The 16613-nt window shown below is 70.6% G+C and carries 14 protein-coding genes; 8 read left to right on the plus strand and 6 right to left on the minus strand.

What is annotated here, in order from left to right; translation table 11 throughout:
• The first annotated feature begins 20 nt into the window (after positions 1 to 20).
• Positions 21 to 725, plus strand: a complete 705-nt coding sequence (locus Pka01_RS23950) for an SDR family oxidoreductase (RefSeq protein WP_203885090.1) — start codon at positions 21 to 23, stop codon at positions 723 to 725.
• On the opposite strand, the gene Pka01_RS23955 is transcribed toward Pka01_RS23950, so the two are convergent.
• Positions 722 to 2005, minus strand: coding sequence for an acyltransferase family protein (locus tag Pka01_RS23955; RefSeq protein WP_239115249.1), 1284 nt, complete (start codon positions 2003 to 2005; stop codon positions 722 to 724). The genes Pka01_RS23950 and Pka01_RS23955 overlap by 4 nt on opposite strands.
• Positions 2006 to 2136: 131 nt before the next feature.
• Here Pka01_RS23955 and pgfA point away from each other — a divergent pair, with 131 nt between their 5' ends.
• Positions 2137 to 3096: a cell envelope lipid trafficking protein PgfA gene (pgfA, locus tag Pka01_RS23960; RefSeq protein ID WP_203885091.1), complete on the plus strand. Its 960-nt coding sequence runs from the start codon at positions 2137 to 2139 to the stop codon at positions 3094 to 3096.
• A 51-nt stretch (positions 3097 to 3147) separates the two neighbouring features.
• Complete coding sequence (locus tag Pka01_RS23965; RefSeq protein ID WP_203885092.1) at positions 3148 to 4077, plus strand: decaprenyl-phosphate phosphoribosyltransferase; 930 nt, start codon at positions 3148 to 3150, stop codon at positions 4075 to 4077.
• A gap of 45 nt (positions 4078 to 4122) precedes the next feature.
• Here Pka01_RS23965 and Pka01_RS23970 read toward each other — a convergent pair whose 3' ends face one another.
• Positions 4123 to 4683 carry an RNA-guided endonuclease InsQ/TnpB family protein gene (locus Pka01_RS23970; protein ID WP_203885093.1) on the minus strand — a complete coding sequence of 187 codons (561 nt, stop codon included), beginning with the start codon at positions 4681 to 4683 and terminating at the stop codon, positions 4123 to 4125.
• A gap of 6 nt (positions 4684 to 4689) precedes the next feature.
• On the minus strand, positions 4690 to 5316 hold the full coding sequence (locus tag Pka01_RS23975) for an RNA-guided endonuclease InsQ/TnpB family protein (protein ID WP_203885094.1): 627 nt from the start codon (positions 5314 to 5316) through the stop codon (positions 4690 to 4692).
• Positions 5317 to 5444: 128 nt separating this feature from the next.
• On the opposite strand from Pka01_RS23975, the gene dprE1 reads away from it, so the two are divergent.
• Both dprE1 and dprE2 read left to right on the plus strand, forming a co-directional pair.
• The gene (dprE1, locus tag Pka01_RS23980; protein WP_203885095.1) at positions 5445 to 6782 is read left to right on the plus strand and encodes a decaprenylphosphoryl-beta-D-ribose oxidase; all 1338 of its coding nucleotides are present in this window, start codon (positions 5445 to 5447) and stop codon (positions 6780 to 6782) included.
• Positions 6783 to 6792: 10 nt separating this feature from the next.
• Positions 6793 to 7542, plus strand: coding sequence for a decaprenylphospho-beta-D-erythro-pentofuranosid-2-ulose 2-reductase (gene dprE2, locus Pka01_RS23985; protein WP_203885096.1), 750 nt, complete (start codon positions 6793 to 6795; stop codon positions 7540 to 7542).
• Positions 7543 to 7569: 27 nt separating this feature from the next.
• Here the strand turns inward: dprE2 and Pka01_RS23990 are convergent, their stop codons facing one another.
• From Pka01_RS23990 to Pka01_RS24000, 3 genes are all read right to left on the minus strand, one after another.
• A complete protein-coding gene (locus Pka01_RS23990; protein WP_203885097.1) occupies positions 7570 to 8727 on the minus strand; it encodes a S1 family peptidase in 1158 nt (385 codons plus the stop codon).
• Between the two features lie 140 nt (positions 8728 to 8867).
• Positions 8868 to 10352 carry a S1 family peptidase gene (locus Pka01_RS23995; protein WP_203885098.1) on the minus strand — a complete coding sequence of 495 codons (1485 nt, stop codon included), beginning with the start codon at positions 10350 to 10352 and terminating at the stop codon, positions 8868 to 8870.
• A gap of 88 nt (positions 10353 to 10440) precedes the next feature.
• Positions 10441 to 11400 (minus strand): LysR family transcriptional regulator, encoded by a 960-nt coding sequence (locus tag Pka01_RS24000; protein ID WP_203885099.1) that lies wholly within the window; start codon positions 11398 to 11400, stop codon positions 10441 to 10443.
• A gap of 259 nt (positions 11401 to 11659) precedes the next feature.
• On the opposite strand from Pka01_RS24000, the gene Pka01_RS24005 reads away from it, so the two are divergent.
• The 3 genes from Pka01_RS24005 (at position 11660) to Pka01_RS24015 (ending at position 16555) form a co-directional block, all read left to right on the plus strand.
• A complete protein-coding gene (locus tag Pka01_RS24005; protein ID WP_203885100.1) occupies positions 11660 to 12772 on the plus strand; it encodes an NAD(P)H-dependent flavin oxidoreductase in 1113 nt (370 codons plus the stop codon).
• Positions 12773 to 12891: 119 nt separating this feature from the next.
• Positions 12892 to 14718: a hypothetical protein gene (locus tag Pka01_RS24010; protein WP_203885101.1), complete on the plus strand. Its 1827-nt coding sequence runs from the start codon at positions 12892 to 12894 to the stop codon at positions 14716 to 14718.
• A 7-nt stretch (positions 14719 to 14725) separates the two neighbouring features.
• Entirely contained in the window at positions 14726 to 16555 is a 1830-nt protein-coding gene (locus Pka01_RS24015) for a glycosyltransferase family protein (protein WP_203885102.1), read from the plus strand.
• The last annotated feature ends 58 nt before the right edge of the window (positions 16556 to 16613 follow it).

Here is a 16613-nt window from a genome sequence, read left to right on the forward strand (position 1 = left end):
GTGAACGAGGGGAACGGACAATGCAGATCAAGGGAGCGGCGGCTCTGGTCACCGGTGCCAACCGCGGAATCGGGCGGGCCTTCGCGCTGGCCCTGCTCGAGCACGGCGCGGCGAAGGTATACGCCGGATCGCGGGACCCGGAGGCCGTGAAGGACGCCGGCCTGATCCCGGTGCGGCTCGACGTCACCGACCAGGACCAGGTCGCGGCCGCGGCGGAACTCGCCGGTGACGTCACGATTGTGATCAACAATGCGGGCGTCACCGGCGGCACGGGACTGCTCGACGGATCGTTCGACGGCGCGCGGCACGAGATGGAGGTCAACTACCTCGGCACCTGGGCGGTCTCCCGGGCGTTCGCGCCGGTGCTCGCCCGCAACGGGGGCGGGGCCCTGGTGAACATGCTCTCTCTGGTCTCGTGGCGCGCGATGCCTCTGGCGCCCGGATACGCGGCGGCCAAGTCGGCCCAGTGGTCGCTGACCAACGCACTGCGCGTCGGGCTGGCGGAGCAGGGGACGCTGGTGGTCGGGGTGCATTCCGGCTACGTCGACACTGATCTCAGCGCGTGGACGACGGCCCCGAAGATCGCGCCGGAGGACGTCGCGGAGCAGACCATGCAGGCCCTGCTCGAGGGGAGTCAGGAGGTGCTGGCCGACGAGGTGAGCCGCTCGGTCCGGGCCTCGCTGTCGGGCCCGCTGGAGGGGACCTACGGAGCGGAGATCTTTTAGGGGGCGGGCTGGAGGGCGGCCTCCGTCGCGGGATCCGGCCGGGGAGTCACGTAGTGGATCAGCCGGCGGGCGGGCTCCTCGACGTACCGGTAGGTCAGGTGCGCCAGCAGGAGGGTGAGCCCGGCCACGGGGACGAAGTTGAGGACCAGGTCGCCCGTCCACGTCTTCTGACCGGTGAAGTCCCGCCACAGGTAGAGCACGACGAACTGCCACAGGAAGACGCTGTAGGACACCCGGCCCAGATAGCTCATGACGCGGCCGCCCAGCACGGATCCGGCGAGGCCGCCACGATCCGGCTGGAGGGCCGCGGGGGCCACGAGGCAGAACGCCACCGTCGTGTAGAGGGCCTGCTCCACCAGGCCTGCCCACATCCCGTCGATGCCGACGAACCGGGCGCCGGTCACCGGGGTGGCCGCGATCACGTACGCCAAGCCCGCGACCAGCCACAACGAACCCGTGGACGAGTGGACGGCGCGGCTGAAGCGCTGCGGCCCCTCGGCTCCGGTCCTCGCCCACGCGGCGACGACGGCGAGCATCATGCCGGGGACGAAGAACGTCCACGATCGCGGCAGCCAGATGTTCATCCAAGGCCGGTAGTCGGGGTGGAACTCGAAGACCGTGTACACGTAGGACAGGGCGCCGAAGGCGGCGAGACCGATGAGCAGCCGCTTCGCCCGGACGTCCACCGGCGCGCCGCCTCGGGTCGCGAAGGCGCGCAGTGCGGCGGCCATGATGGGGAGCGTGAGGTAGAACGCGACCTCGACCGAGAGGCTCCACATCTGACCGAGGCCCTGCGGCCCCAGGCCGTACCACCAGTGGTCGATGTCGTAGTTGTGGAGCAGGAGCAGCATCTCGGTCCACGTCCACAGGTCGCTGCGGTGGCCGTCCGCCCACAGCAGCAGGGCCACGACGACGACCAGCCAGTACGCCGGCATGATCCGGAGCAGGCGCTTCCACAGGTAGGTCCTGGTGTCGGGATCGGGGGAGCCCTCCAGCACCGACCGCGCCCACGGCCGGTACAGCAGCAGGCCGGAGAGCGTGAAGAAGATCGGCACCCCCACCTCGCCACGCGCGAGGATGCCGCCGATGAATCCCTCCCGCAGCGCGGTGCCGGTCTCGATCGACACGTGGAAGAGGAGGACGCCGAACGCGGCGACGGCGCGCAGTCCGTCCAGGGACGCCTGCCGCCCGCCGGTGGCCGCCAGGCGGGGGGAGACGGGACGGGGGTTCTCCGTTCGCGGGGAGCCCGCCGGTATCTCGCTAGAACCTGTTTCGGTCACTTTTCAGCATCCCTGGTGACGTGGGTCACGTGCGCGACTAACATAACGCGGAATAGAAACCTGTTTCAGTACATAACGCCACAATTTCAAATCCCCCCACCCCCCATTGCGGGATGCCCCAGGAGGAGCGAATGCGCCGCGCCACCGGAGTTGTTCTGCTAGCCGTCGGGGCGTTCCTTGTCGTACTGGCTCCGCTGTTGAGATTCCAGGTGGCGGGCAAGGTCATCAAGGCCCCGTCCGACCAGTACTCCATCTCGAAGCTCTCCGCGGACAACGCGCAGTACTTCAGCCAGCAGGACCTGAAGGTCCTCACCGGCACCCTCGACATCACCGTCACGACTCGGGGCGACGTGGCGGAGTCCAAGGACGACCGCGTCGTGTGGGACCAGTTCACCGCCGTCAACGACGTGACCAACGGCCGTCAGTCGATCTCGCTGTCGGAGTTCCGCAGCGCGTTCAACGCGTACAACGGCACCGGGGTCAACTGCTGCGGCGTGAGCGTGGACAAGCAGCCGGTCCAGTTGCAGGGCCAGATCTTCCTGTTCCCCTTCGGCGTGGAGAAGAAGACGTACAAGGTCTTCGACACCTCCACACGCAAGGCCTGGGACGCGGGTTTCGTCGGCGAGGACACCGTCGACGGGCTCAAGGTCTACAAGTTCCAGATGAAGATCGAGCCCACCGTCGTCCAGACGCTCACCGCGCCCGCGTCGGTGCTGGGCATGACCGACCCGGGCGACGTCCAGGTCGACCGCGTCTACGACGGCGTCGTCACCTACTGGGTGGAGCCCACGACGGGCGCGCCGGTCAAGCAGGAGCAGCAGCGTCACGAGGTGCTCAAGACCGCCGACGGCGTCGAGCGGATGCCCGCGCTGATCGCCACGGCGTCGTTCACCCCGCAGACCACCGCCGAACTGGTCAAGACCGCCAGGGAAAGCATGGACCAGATCTCGCTCATCAAGACGATCCTTCCGCTGCTGTCTCTCGTCATCGGGCTCATCCTCGCCATCTCGGGAGTCGTGCTCCTGCGCGCCCCCTCCTCCGCGGCGTCCAAGGACGAGCCGGCGACGGCGTCCGCGGCCGACGCGGAGTAAGACACGGACGCGCGGACCGACCCCGGTCGTGACGCGAGCGGGACGGCGGCGATGAGCTCAGAAGGCACGGCTCTCCGCTCGCCGGTGGACGATCCACCGGCGAGCGCGAGCTCCGCGCGTGCGGTGGCGGCGGGGTTGTTCCGTGCCTGCCGTCCCCGCCAGTGGCTCAAGAACGCCCTCGTCTTCGCCGCCCCGGCGGCCGCGGGCGTGCTCACGACGGGCGCGGGAATGCGCGGCTCGCTCGTCGCGTTCGCGGCGTTCTGCCTGACGGCGAGCGGAACGTACCTCTTCAATGACTCCGCCGACGTGGACGCCGATCGGAGGCACCCGCGCAAGCGTTCGCGGCCGATCGCCTCCGGCGTGGTGTCCGTACGGCTCGCGCGTGTCACCGGCGGAGTCCTGATCCCCGCCGGTCTGCTCGTCGCCTGGGCCGGCGGCTGGGAGCTCGCCGCGGTCGTGGCCGCCTACGTCGCGCTGACGTCCTCCTACACGTTCTGGCTCAAGCGGCAGCCGGTGGTGGACCTGGTCGCCGTCGCAGGCTGCCACGTGATCCGGGCCTACGCGGGCGCGGTCGCGGTGGCCGTGCCCGTGACGAGCTGGTTCCTCGTCGTCATCTCGCTCGGCTCGCTCCTGCTCGTGGCGGGCAAGAGGGAGGCGGAGCTGCGCGCCCAGGGCGGGAACGGCACCCGGGCCACGTTGGTGACGTACACGGTCGCCTATCTCGGGCACGTCCGGGTCATGGCGTCGGGCGCGATGATCGTCACCTACTGCCTGTGGGCGCTGCAGGAGCACGAGGGCCTCGCCCGCGCGCCGTACGCCGTGAGCATCGTCCCGTTCGTCCTCGTCGTGCTGCGGCACGCCCTGCTCGTGGATCGGGGCGTGGGTGAGGAACCGGAGGAACTCGCCCTGCGGGACCGCCCGCTGCAGGTCTTCATCGGGCTGTTGCTGCTGCCTCTGGCCGTGGGCGTCTATCTGACTTGACATCCTCCTCCGCCTAAGGCCGGAGGATTCCAACCCGTTCTTGCGCTAGGAGGAGAAGAGTTGGGGTTCGCGCTTCACAGACCGGGCAGCCCCGAAGTCTCCACGCGCTGCCACCGCATGCCCTGCGGCGGTGCCTGCGATGTTGCGTGCGGCGTTCACATCGGCGTTGGCCTGGTGCCCGCAAGCCGTACACGAAAAGACCGCTTGGCTCTCGCGGTTCTCAGAGGCGCGGTACTTGCAGGCGTTGCAGGTTTGCGATGTGCCCGCCGCAGGAACGCGCACGACGCGCCCCGGTGCCTTGTGATCCAGCCGTTCCACCAGGGCGCCCCATCCGCTGGCCAAGATGCCCCGGTTCAGCCCGGCTTTTTGTCGGACGTTCTTGCCGGGTTGGTCGATGGTGCCCTTGGCGGACCTGACCATGCCCCCGATCTTCAGATCCTCTACGCCGATCACGTCGAACCTGCGGGCAAGATCCGTCGAGATCTTCTCCACCCAGTCCTTACGTCGGTCCGTGTGGCGGGCCTGAAGGCGCGCGATTGCCAGCTTCAGCTTCGCCCTGCGATTGGAGCCCAGCTTGGCGCGGGCCAGCTTGCGCTTCAGCCGCACCAGCCGCTACGATTCGCCCGGAGTCGAACTTTTCACGGTGAGCAACTCGCCTGTCGACAGGGCGGCCGACACGGCCACGCCACGATCCACACCGACGACCTCGCCGTTGCCGGGTCCAGGGATCGGCTCCGGGATCGCGGTGAAGGCGACATGCCAACGCCCGGATCGGTCCCGCTTCACCCGCAACGACTTCACCCCGCCAGGCACCCGGCGGGACCAGCGGAACCGCACCCAGCTCACTTTGGCGATACGCACCTCACCCACGTTGCGCGACAGGCGCCGCACATCCTCAGGCGTGACCGCGACGATACGGAAGCCCTCTTCGACACCGCGACGACGAAACCTCGGCCGGCTCGCCGGATTGCCCGAGTTGAAGAAGTTCGACATCGCCTGGGCATAGTCCCGCAGTGCCTGCTGCTGAACGATGATGCTTCCAGCCCGCAGCCACGCGAACTCGGCCCGCGCTTCGGTGAGCTGGCGGCACTGTTCGACGAACCGTGGGGCACTCCTACGGCCCGGCCGCCAATCGCGGCCCTGCTCGACTGCCAGGTTGTAGACGAACCGGGCATGCCCGCAATGCAACAACAGCCCAGCCTCCTGGGCGGGTGTGGGCTGCAAACGGTAGCGGGCCATGACCGGAAACCTAGCGGGCACCACCGACGAAACGTGTGCGGTACCGTGTCGCGTCCTCCTCGCCCTGAAAGACGGGGTTTCCGCGCTCCAGACGACCTGGTGACCATCCTGCGGTGAACTCTCCTGACATGACACTCCTGACGGGGTGGGGACGCACGGCCCCCACACCCGCCCTGCTGTCGCGCCCGCGATCGGCGGAGGAGGCCGCCGGACTCCTGCGTACGGCGACCCGGCGCGGGGTCGTCGCGCGCGGGCTCGGCCGTTCGTACGGCGACGCAGCCCAGAACTCGGGCGGGCTGGTGCTCGACTGCACCGCTCTCGCCCCGTCGTGGGCGCACGACCCCGCGACCGGGCTGGTGACGGCGTCGGCGGGGATGAGCCTGCACGACCTGATGACCGAGCTCGTGCCGCGTGGCTGGTTCGTCCCGGTGACGCCGGGCACGCGCCACGTCACCGTGGGCGGAGCCGTCGCCGCGGACGTCCACGGCAAGAACCATCACGTCGACTCCTCGTTCGGCGCACATGTGCGGTCGCTGAGCCTGCTCACCGCGGACGGATCGTTGCGGGTGCTCACTCCCGCCGACGAGCTGTTCTGGGCCACGGTCGGCGGCATGGGACTGACCGGCGTCGTCGTGGAGGCGACGTTCGCGTGCATTCCGGTGGAGACCTCACGCATGCGGGTCGACGTCGAACGCACCCGCGACCTCGACGAGACCCTCGAGGTGATGACCGCGACCGACGACCGGTACCGCTACACGGTCGCCTGGATCGACCTGCTCGCCCGGGGCGGTCGCATGGGCCGCAGCGTGCTCACGCGCGGCGACCACGCCGCCAGGGACGACCTTCCCGCGCGCATGCGGCGCGACCCTCTCGCGTTCGCGCCGCGGCCCCGCCTGTCCGCGCCGCCGTGGGCGCCGCCGGGCCTGCTCAACCGGGCGACGGTCGGCGCGTTCAACGCCGCCTGGTACGGCAAGGCGCCGGCCGCCAGGCGTGGGCTCGTCCAGGGGATCGCGCCGTTCTTCCACCCGCTGGACGGCGTGGCCCACTGGAACCGCATGTACGGCTCCCGCGGATTCGTGCAGTACCAGTTCGTCGTGCCGTTCGGAGCGGAGGGGACGCTGCGCCGCGTGGTCGAGCGCCTCTCGAACGAGGGCGTGGTGTCCTTCCTCACCGTGCTCAAGAGGTTCGGACAGGGGACGCCGGGGATGTTGTCCTTCCCCATGCCGGGCTGGACGCTCGCGCTCGACATCCCGGTGGGACAACGCGGCCTGGCCGGGATGCTGAACCTGTTCGACGAGTGGGTGGCCGCCGCGGGCGGCAGGCTGTACCTGGCCAAGGACTCCCGGATGCCGGCCGCCATGATGGCCGGGACCTACCCCCGCCTGGACGAGTGGCGGGCGATCCGTGACCACGCCGACCCGGATGGCGTGTTCCGCTCCGACCTCGCGAGAAGGTTGTGCCTATGAGGGGGAGGCCATGAAGAACGCCCTGGGTTCCGTCGACACCGTCCTGCTTCTCGGCGGCCGTAGCGAGATCGGTCTCGCGATCGTCGATCGCCTGGTCAGGGGTGGTGCGCGACGCGTGATGCTGGCCGCGCGCGGCGGGACGGCACCCGTGGAGCACCTGGAGAAGCTGGGCGCGCAGGTGCGGCTGGCCGACTTTGACGCCGCCCGCCCGGAGACGCACGAGGCGCTGATCGAGCACGCGGTCGCCGAGTTGGGAGATCTCGACGTCGTGATCCCGGCCTTCGGGGTGCTCGGCCGCCAGGCCGTCTACGACGCCGATCCCATCGCCGCCGCGCGCGACGTCGCGGTCAACTTCGGCGGGCACGTCTCGATCGGACTGGCCGCCGCGCGGCGACTGCGGGAGCAGGGCCACGGCACGCTCGTCGTGTTGTCGTCCGTCGCCGGCGTGCGCGTCCGCAAGGCCAACTTCGTGTACGGCTCGGCCAAGGCGGGCCTGGACGGTTTCGCCCAGGGGCTCGCCGACTCGCTCCACGGCTGCGGTGCCCGGGTGGTGGTCGTCCGGCCCGGTTTCGTCATCGGGCGCATGACCGAGGGCATGACCCCGGCTCCGATGTCGGTGACGGTGGACGAGGTGGCCGACGCGGTCGTCGACGGGCTGCGGTCAGGGCGGCGCACGGTGTGGGTGCCGGGCAGGTTGCGCCCGGTGTTCGCGGTCATGCGCGTGCTGCCCCAGTGGGTGTGGCGGCGGCTGCCGCGCTGACCTGTGTGCCCGGTCTCCCCGGGACGGTCAGCCGGTGACGAGGGTGAGGCCGTAGGTCGACAGGATCTCGTTGACGGGCTGGAAGTAGGTCGTGCCGCCGGAGGTGCAGTTGCCCGAGCCGCCGGAGGTGACGCCCTGGGCCTGGCTGCCGGAGATGAAGGAGCCGCCGGAGTCGCCGGGTTCCGCGCAGACGTTGGTGCGGGTCACTCTGGAGACGGTGCCCTGGGAGTAGGTCACGCTGGTGTTGAGCTGCTGGACGGTGCCGCAGTGCCAGCCGGTGGTGGAGCCGGATCGGCAGATCGAGGCGCCGACGACGGCGACGGTGGAGCCGCTGACGGTGACGTTGCCGCCGCTGCCGCTGCCCACGTAGGGGACGGGGGTCCACTTGCTGTTGACGGCGACCCAGGAGTAGTCGTTCCCCGGGAAGGACGAGCCCTGGAAGGTCCCCTGCGCGGCCCGGTTGTAGCCGGTCGTCGAGTTGCCCGCGCCCGCGCAGTGGCCCGCGCTCACGAAGCCGTTGGTGGTGCCGCGGGTGACGGAGAAGCCGACGGAGCACCGCGAGGACCCGTTGATGTAGTACGCGTCCCCGCCGCGCAGGTCGAGGTAGGTCCGCGGCCGTTCGTCCGACCTCTCCACGTGGACGAGAGAGGTGTCGGCGCCGCTCCTGGAGACGAACGTGTCGGCCTCCGCGGGCTGCGACGTCAGGACGACGACGCGGTTGCCGCGGACGTCGACGTACCAGACGGGGACGCCGAGGGGGGCGGTGGACGAGTGCCGGTCCAGTGCCTCCTTGCTCGCGGTCAACTCCGCGAGGCTGTGCCTGACGACCTGGGGCGTCGCGCCCGACTCGGTGATGGCCGCGCTCTCGGAGGCGTCCGTCGTCGCCACGACGAACGTCTCGGACGCCGGCCCGGTGACCCACGAGCCTCCGTAGTTGTCGCCGAGCCTGTCGCGCAGGACCGCTTCGGACGCGCTCGCGCGCGTCTCGTTGCGCAGCCGGGTCTTGGCCTGGTCGGCGGTGAGGCCGAGGTCGTGCTGGATCGCGTCGAGCACCGCCTGCGAGGGGAGCGCCTCCGTCGTCTCTGGCGTGGGGTCCGCGACGGCGGGTGCGGTGATCAGGGCGCTGACGGCCACGATGCCGATCACCAGGGCTGAGCTCCCGGTCGCCGTACGCATGCGGAGCATGGTCTCTCCTCGTCTCGTCGCCGTTCACGGGCCGGGGGAGCGGTGCCGAATCTACCTGCGGATGATCTGCGAGACACGGAGGCGCCGCCGTACGCGTGTACGGCGGCGCCTGTCGTCTGCTGCGGGTGCCGGGGTTCGAACTACGGCCTGGTGACGCCCAGGGAGTAGGAGCCGGATCCGCTGTAGGCGTGGACGCGGTAGCGGTACTGGCCGGCGGTGCCGGTGTAGGTGACGGTCTCGTCAGGGCCGGGCGAGGTGCCCTGGGCGACGTTGACCCACGCGGAGCCGTTCCACTTCTGCAGGTAGAGGTCGAAGTCGACCCCGGTGGGACCGTCGAGGCAGCCGCGGTGCACGCCGGTGACGGTCGTCGTGTAGTAGGAGCCGTTCGGCTGGTAGGCGCTGGCGCCGCTGCTCAGGCTGCCGGTGTAGGTGGACTGGTAGCCGGAGCACGTGCCGCCGCCGCCTCCGGACGTCACGAGGGTGAGGCCGTAGGTCGACAGGATCTCGTTGACGGGCTGGAAGTAGGTCGTGCCGCCGGAGGTGCAGTTGCCCGAGCCGCCGGAGGTGACGCCCTGGGCCTGGCTGCCGGAGATGAAGGAGCCGCCGGAGTCGCCGGGTTCCGCGCAGACGTTGGTGCGGGTCACTCTGGAGACGGTGCCCTGGGAGTAGGTCACGCTGGTGTTGAGCTGCTGGACGGTGCCGCAGTGCCAGCCGGTGGTGGAGCCGGATCGGCAGATCGAGGCGCCGACGACGGCGACGGTGGAGCCGCTGACGGTGACGTTGCCGCCGCTGCCGTTGTTGACGTAGGGGACGGGGGTCCAGTTGCTGTTGACGGCGACCCAGGAGTAGTCGTTCCCGGGGAAGGACGAGCCCTGGAAGGTGCCCTGGGAGACCTGGTTGTAGCCGGTCGTCGTGTTGCCGGCCCGGCCGCAGTGGCCTGCGCTCACGAAGCCGTTGGTGGTGCCGCGGGTGATGGCGAAGCCGACGGAGCACCGCGAGGACCCGTTGATGTAGTACGCGTCGCCGCCGCGCACGTTGTAGTACGTGCGGGGCTGCTCGGTGGAGAGCTGGACGCTCACGAGAGACCTGTTCACGCCGCTGGCGGCGATGAACGTTTCGGCCTGGGCGGGCTGCGAGGTCAGGACGACGACGCGGTTGCTGCGGACGTCGACGTACCAGACGGGCGCGGTCCTGGGCGCGGCGGCGGCTCTGCGGTCCAGCGCGTCCTTGGCGGCGTTCAGCGTGGTGAGGCTGTGGTCGACCTTCTTCGCCTGAACGCCCGACGCGGTGATGGAGGAGATCTTGGAGGCGTCCGTCGTGGCGACCACGAGGGTGGACGCGGTGTCGCCCGTGACCCACGAACCGGCGTACGAGTCGCTCAGGTCCGCGCGGATCCTGGACTCGGTCGCGCCGGCGCGCGCTTCGTTGACCAGCCGGACCTCGGCCTGGTCGGTGCTGAGGTCGAGGTCGCGGGTCATGGCCTCGAGCATGGCGGGCGGAGGTTTGACGGCGGAGATCACGGGAGCTGCGCCGGGGTTGGGCGCGGCGGCCGCGGGTGAGGCCATCGCGGTGATGGCGCCGATGACCAGAGCGCATGCGGCGGTGACCGTGCGTCTGCGGAGCATTTGGCTCTCCTCGGGTGGTTGGGGGGTGCCGCCAAAGTAACCGAGCCGTAGCCGCGTGTGGATCTATCAGATGACCCCTACCGCCGAATTATGGAACGGCCCTGAACCGGGGATGGGCGATGAGCCAGTCCGCGTAACGACGGCTCCGCCGCACGGTGTCGGCGTGCGCGGCCCGCGCGTGGTGGACGACCGAGGGCGAGACCCGCGCGGCGACGGAGTCGTCGTGCCAGCCGAGCAGGTGACGCCAGCGCAGCGGCGTGCCGACCAGCGGCATCATCACGAGACCGGCCGTCAGCTGGAAGGTGGCCTGGCAGAGGGCGACGGTCTTCCCCACGCCCACGAGGTGCAGGCACGTGGCGGCGTCGGTCTCGTAGATGGACAGGGGGACGAAGCCCGCCCGCGCGCAGGCTGCGGCGAAGCAGTCGGCGAAACATCCGTCGCCCGGCGCGGCCGTCCAGCACTCGCCGGCGAGCCGGGACAACTCCAGTTCGTCTTCTTCCGCGAGCGGATGGTCCTCCGCCAGCAGGACGAAGACGGGGTCGGCGGCGACCGTGCTCCAGCTCATCCCCTCGGCCTGCGGCGGCGGGCTGTCGCCACAAGTCCCGACCAGGGCGAAGTCGAGCCTGCCCGAGGTGACGAGGCCGGTCAGCTCCCCCGCCGACCACGAGGTGCGCGTGGTCACGGGGGTCGTGGGATACGCGGAGGTCAGCCGTTCGACGAGCCCTCCGAGAATCGGCCCGTGTGTGGCTCCGATGCGATATCCGGGGAGGTCCTCGGACGTGTTGGCGAACCGCACCGCGTCCTCCTGGAGTTCGCGCACGGCGGGCAGCAGCACCCGCGCGCGCGACAGCACCATCTCGCCGAGCGGCGTCGGACGTGCGCCGTTGCGGTCACGCTCGAAGAGGGGACCGCCGAGTGTGCGCTCGATCCGTTTGAGCTGTGCGGTCAGGGACGGCTGGGCCAGGCCGAGCCGGGTGGCGGCCTTGGTGACGCTGCCGGACTCGGCGACCGCTCGCACGATCTTGAGGTGGCGGAGCTCCAGATCCATACCGGGAAACTACGACCGCAGTGGTATGCCCGCAATCCTGTTTTGTCACGAAATCTGACTCAAATTCGTCGGGTATTCAGCCGTTGAACCGGCTGGTCGGCCGTGTATTCGAGCCCAGGTCCGAAGCCATTGTTTGAAACGTGTTCCTGTTGACTGGTCATCGTGGTGATCCGCTGTGGTTACCGGGTGGTAGGACCGGCGGAAATCGACATGGTAGAACGCGTTGCAGTTTCGCTTCGTCCGGTCGTACAGTCGAGGCATGCGGACCCGTGTCACCGACATGTTCGGCATCGAGTTGCCGATCTTCGCTTTCAGTCACTGCCGGGACGTCGTCGCCGCGGTCAGCCGCGCCGGCGGCATGGGAGTGCTTGGCGCCCTCGCCTACACGCCGGAAGAGCTCGAGGTCGAGCTCGCCTGGATCGACGAACACGTCGGCGGCAGGCCGTACGGCGTGGACGTGGTCATGCCGGCCTCCTACGCCGGCTCCGACCTCGGCCTCGACTCTCCGGCGGACCTGCTCGCCCGGCTACAGGGGATGATCACGCCGGAGCACCGGGCCTTCGTCGAGGACCTGCTCGCCAAGCACAACGTGCCGGAGCTGACCGGGGCCGACCCCGGGAAGGTGCTGCTCGGCTGGACGGACGCGACCGCGCGGCCGCAGGTCGAGGTGGCGCTGCGACACCCCATCGCGCTGCTGGCCAACGCCCTGGGCCCGCCGCCGGCCGACGTGGTCGAGCTCGCCCACGCGAAGGGCGTCAAGGTGGCCGCGCTCGCCTCCACTCCGCGTCACGCGATCAAGCAGGTCGAGGTGGGCGTCGACGTCATCGTGGCGCAGGGCACCGAGGCCGGCGGGCACACCGGCGAGATCTCCACGATGGTGCTGATCCCCCAGGTCGTCGACGCGGTCGACGTGCCCGTCCTGGCCGCGGGCGGCATCGGCGGCGGCCGACAGATGGCCGCCGGCATGGCGCTCGGAGCCGACGGCGTGTGGACCGGGTCCATCTGGCTCACCGTGGAGGAGGCCGACACCCCGGAGATGGCCAGGAAGCGCATCCTGGAGGCCACCTCGCGGGACACCGTCCGGTCGCGAAGCTGGACCGGCAAGCCCGCCCGGCTGCTCAAGAACGAGTGGACCGACGCATGGGAGTCCGCGGACTCGCCGGGGACGCTGCCGATGCCGCTGCAGTACATGCTGGTCTCGCCCGCGCTGCGCCGGATCGGCAACTCCGACGCGGCGGAGCTCGCGACCTTCCCCGCGGGGCAGATCATCGGCGCGATGAACCAGGTCAAGCCGGCCCGGCAGGTCGTCTTCGAGATGGTCGAGGAGTACATCGAGGCGATGGAGCGCCTCGACCGCATCACGGCGGACTGACCGTCCCCGCTCCGGCCCGGCGTGCGGCGCCAAACGTTATCCCCGTGTGCTCGCCCATGAGCGCCGAAGTCGACTAAATCGTCTTTGGACGATTATTCGGTGCGACGGGTGGGAGTCACGTGGCGACCTCGAAGCAGGCCGCGGGTGGGGGAGAGGTCGTCGTGGAGCTCGCGCTCCCCTCCTGGATGGGCGCGGGCCTCCTACGGCGTCACGCGCTCAGCCTGGTCGCGGCGGCGCTCGTCGCGGTCCAGCTGGTGTGGAAGGGCGTGCTGCTCGGCCGGAGCTTCTTCTGGGGCGACGACTACGCCTACATCGTCCGGGCCATGGAGCACCCCTTCAACTGGGACTACCTCACGTCGTTGTACGGCCCGAAGCTGCTCCCCGTCGGGTTCGCCGTCGTCTGGGGCGTCTCCCGCGCGGACGTGTACAACTGGGTCCTCGCCGCGTCGGTGCTGCTGGTCCTGCAGGTCGCCGCGTCGTTCGCGGTCTACCGGCTGCTCCGCGTGCTGTTCGGGCCGCGCCCCGCGATCCTGGTCCCCTTCGGGCTGTATCTCTTCACGCCGCTCACCGTGCCCGCGCTGCTGTGGTGGGCGGCCGGGCTCGAGGCCGTCCCCCTCCAGCTCACGCTCGCGCTCGCCCTCACCTCGCACGTCCTCTACCTGCGCAGCGGGCGCATGCGCCACGTCGCGGCCGCGGCCTTCTGGTTCCTCATGGCACTGGGGTCGTTCTTCCTCAAGGCCGCCGGCGCCTTCCCCATCCTGGCCCTGGTGGTGACGGCGGGATACTTCGGCGGCGTGCGAACGACGCTGGTCCGCCACCTGAGGGCGTGGCTGGTCTACGCCGCGGTGCTCGCCGCCTGCGCCGTGTTCTTCGCGCTCGGGCTCGACACGTCGGACCAGCCCGTCGGGTTCCCCTCCTTCTCTGAGACGGCCGCCTTCGCCGGCACCCTGCTCGGCAAGGTGTTCCCCGCACTCGCCCTGGGCGGTCCGATCGACTGGTACGGCGGCCTGGCCGTACCGCCTGACCTGCTGCTGACGTCGTCGTGGCTGGTCTTCGCCGTGCTCATCGTGGTGACCCTGCGCTGCCGCAGAGCCGCCGGCTGGGCGTGGGCGGGCCTGGTCGTCTACCTGGTCGTCGTCGACTTCGTGCCGGTCGTGCTCGGCCGCGGCCACTACTCCTCGCAGGCCCTCGAACCGCGCTACCTCGCCGACACCGCTCTCGCGCTCGCGCTGTGCCTCGCGCTCGCCACGCTCCCGGTGCGGGACGAGCGGGAGCCGTACAGGCGGGTGTTCCCCGCGGGCAGGGCGGCGGCCGCCGCAGGCGTGTTCGCGGGAGCCTGCCTGCTGCTGTCGGTCGTCTCCGTTGAGCGCTTCACGTCGGGCTTCGAGGCCAGGGCGGACCGTGACCGGAACTATCTGGCGACCGCCCAGCGCACTCTCGCGACGCTTCCGCCGGGCACCCAGCTCTATCCGCACGCGCTCCCCGACGACGTGGTGTTCTACGGGTTCGGGGAGGCCAACCTCAGCTCGCACGTGCTCGGCCCGCTCGCGCCGCCCGACGTCCGGGCGATGATGCGCGACCCGCAGCCGTCGGTCGATCCCAAGGTTCTGGACGAAGACGGGAACCTGGCGGCCATGCGGCCCTTCGGCGGCCAGGCGCGGGCGCCTGGAGGCGGATGCTTTCCGCGCATGGGCAGCACCATGACGATCCCGATCGCCACCAAGGGCGACTACGCCCTCGCCGGGTTCTCCTACCTTCACGCGTCCGGCGGCCCGGCGACCGTGCTGATGGGGTCCACGAGGGTCGACGTGACGCTTCCCGCCGGCGATCACGTGATGTATTTCATGACGCGCGCGAAGGGCACGGAGATGCAGGTCACCACGGCGCAGGACCTCTGCGTCACGGGCGGGGTCGTCGGCGTCGCCGTGCCGCCCACGGAAGGCTGAGGCCCCAGTGTCACCGAGGATCGCGCCGCCGACGTGGCGGCACGGCAACAGGATCGCCGCCGTGGCCTGGGCGATGATCGCCCTTTCCGTCCTCTGCCAGGTGATCGCGCTGCGCGCCACCTGGTACAGCGTCGACGACTTCCGCTTCGTGGCCCTCGCCACCGAGGGCGCGCCCGGCTGGTCCTACCTGACCCAGCCGGTGTACGGCCAGCTCATGCCCGGAGGCCTGCTCCTGACCTGGGTCCTCACCTGGGCCGCCGGATACAACTGGGTGCTGACCTGGTCTGTGATGCTTCTTCTGCAGGTCGGTGCGTACGTCTTCGTCCTGCGCACGCTGCGGCTGCTGTTCGGCGACAGGCCGGCGATCCTGGCGCCGCTGGCCTTGTACCTGTTCACGCCGCTGACGGTGCCCTCTGCCGCCTGGTACTCGGCGGCCATGCTCAGCATCCCCCTCCAGCTCGCCGTGGCGGGCGCGCTGTACGCCCATGTCCGGCAGCTTCGCGAGGGGACCCTCCGGCCGGGCCTGTGCGCGCTGGCCTGGACGGCCTTCGGGCTGCTCTTCTTCGTCAAGGCGGCCGTCATCCCGCTGCTGCTCGTCGTGGTGACGGTGGTCGCCGCCCCGATTCTCGTCCCGGGGGTTCGCGGCGTCCGCGACGCTCTCCGCCTGCTCCTGCGGCGGCGGGTGCTCCTGGTCCTGCACGGCCTGCTGCTCGCCGGGTACGGCACGCTCTACCTCGTCACCGGTGCCACGGCCAGCTCGTACGTGCCCGTGGGCGTCGAACGCGGCATCGGGCTGCTGCCGTACGCCGGGCGGCTGATCGGCGCGACGTTCTTCACCGGCGCGATCGGCGGCCCCGCCGCCTGGCAGCCGGGCGCGGGCCACTTCGCCAACGCCTCGCCACCGGCCGCGCTCGTGGTCGTCGCCGGAATCGTCTGGGCGTTCGCCTTCGTGGCGAGCATGATCTTCCGCCGGGGCGCGTGGCGGGCCTGGCTCGTCCTGCTGACCTGGCTGCTGGTGGCCGACACGCTGTTCACCTGGCTGGGCCGCGCCACCGCGTGGTCCGGCTGGGAGATGCGGTACGTCGCGGATGCCGCTCCGGTGGCGGCCGTGTGTCTCGCCCTCGCCTTCCTCCCCGTCCGCGACCTGGCGGAGAACGGCCATCGGACCTACCTGATCAGGCCGCCGTCCGGGCCCGCCGTCAAGGCGGCGGCCGGAGCGCTCGGGGGCGTGATGGCCGCGCTGTCGCTCCTGTCGACCAGCTCGTTCGGCGGGCTGATCGACACCACCGAGCAGCGGGCGTACATCGGCAACGCGGCCCGCTCCCTCGCCGCCGCGCCCGCCGGCACCGTCATCTTCCCGAGTGACGTGCCGCTGGAGATGCCGATCCCGGCGACGGGCCTCACCGATCTCACCTCGCGCGTGCTCGCGCCCGTTGCCCCGGTGTGGGCCGTAGAGAGCATGCGCGCCCCTCGGCCGTCCATGGATCCCCGCGTCTTCGACGACAAGGGCCACCTGGTCAAGATGACGATCAAGGGCGGACTGCTCGGACCTCCCGCGGGCCTGCCGTGCTTCCCGGCGACCGGCGACGTGGTCGATCTTCCGCTGAGCACGGACGGCGGGCCGCTGACCGTCGCGGGCATCGGCTACGCCGCGCTGGGCGACACGGCGGCGACCGCGACGGTGGACGGGCGGCCGCTGACGCTGCCGATGAAGAGAGGGGACGGCGTCGTGTACTTCCCCGTCCGCTCCGCCGTCCGCTCCCTGCCGCTCTCCGTGAACGGGGGCATCTGCGTGAAGGCCGTCGCCGTGGGCGACCCCGCACCGTCGCCGTCGTGATCCGCGCCTCGCGGCGCGGGTGAGGGCGGTGCCGGGTCCACCAGGCCCGTGATGATGG

It is taken from the genome of Planotetraspora kaengkrachanensis (assembly GCF_016862895.1).
GTDB lineage: Bacteria > Actinomycetota > Actinomycetes > Streptosporangiales > Streptosporangiaceae > Planotetraspora > Planotetraspora kaengkrachanensis.

Bases quoted from the DNA above. Each gene is read 5' to 3' on its own strand.
- Pka01_RS23995 (WP_203885098.1), bottom strand. From the start codon at position 10,352: ATGCTCCGCAGACGCACGGTCACCGCCGCATGCGCTCTGGTCATCGGC.
- Pka01_RS23950 (WP_203885090.1), top strand. From the start codon at position 21: ATGCAGATCAAGGGAGCGGCGGCTCTGGTCACCGGTGCCAACCGCGGA.
- Pka01_RS23965 (WP_203885092.1), top strand. From the start codon at position 3,148: ATGAGCTCAGAAGGCACGGCTCTCCGCTCGCCGGTGGACGATCCACCG.
- Pka01_RS23990 (WP_203885097.1), bottom strand. From the start codon at position 8,727: ATGCTCCGCATGCGTACGGCGACCGGGAGCTCAGCCCTGGTGATCGGC.
- Pka01_RS23975 (WP_203885094.1), bottom strand. From the start codon at position 5,316: ATGGCCCGCTACCGTTTGCAGCCCACACCCGCCCAGGAGGCTGGGCTG.
- dprE2 (WP_203885096.1), top strand. From the start codon at position 6,793: ATGAAGAACGCCCTGGGTTCCGTCGACACCGTCCTGCTTCTCGGCGGC.
- dprE1 (WP_203885095.1), top strand. From the start codon at position 5,445: ATGACACTCCTGACGGGGTGGGGACGCACGGCCCCCACACCCGCCCTG.
- pgfA (WP_203885091.1), top strand. From the start codon at position 2,137: ATGCGCCGCGCCACCGGAGTTGTTCTGCTAGCCGTCGGGGCGTTCCTT.
- Pka01_RS24005 (WP_203885100.1), top strand. From the start codon at position 11,660: ATGCGGACCCGTGTCACCGACATGTTCGGCATCGAGTTGCCGATCTTC.
- Pka01_RS24000 (WP_203885099.1), bottom strand. From the start codon at position 11,400: ATGGATCTGGAGCTCCGCCACCTCAAGATCGTGCGAGCGGTCGCCGAG.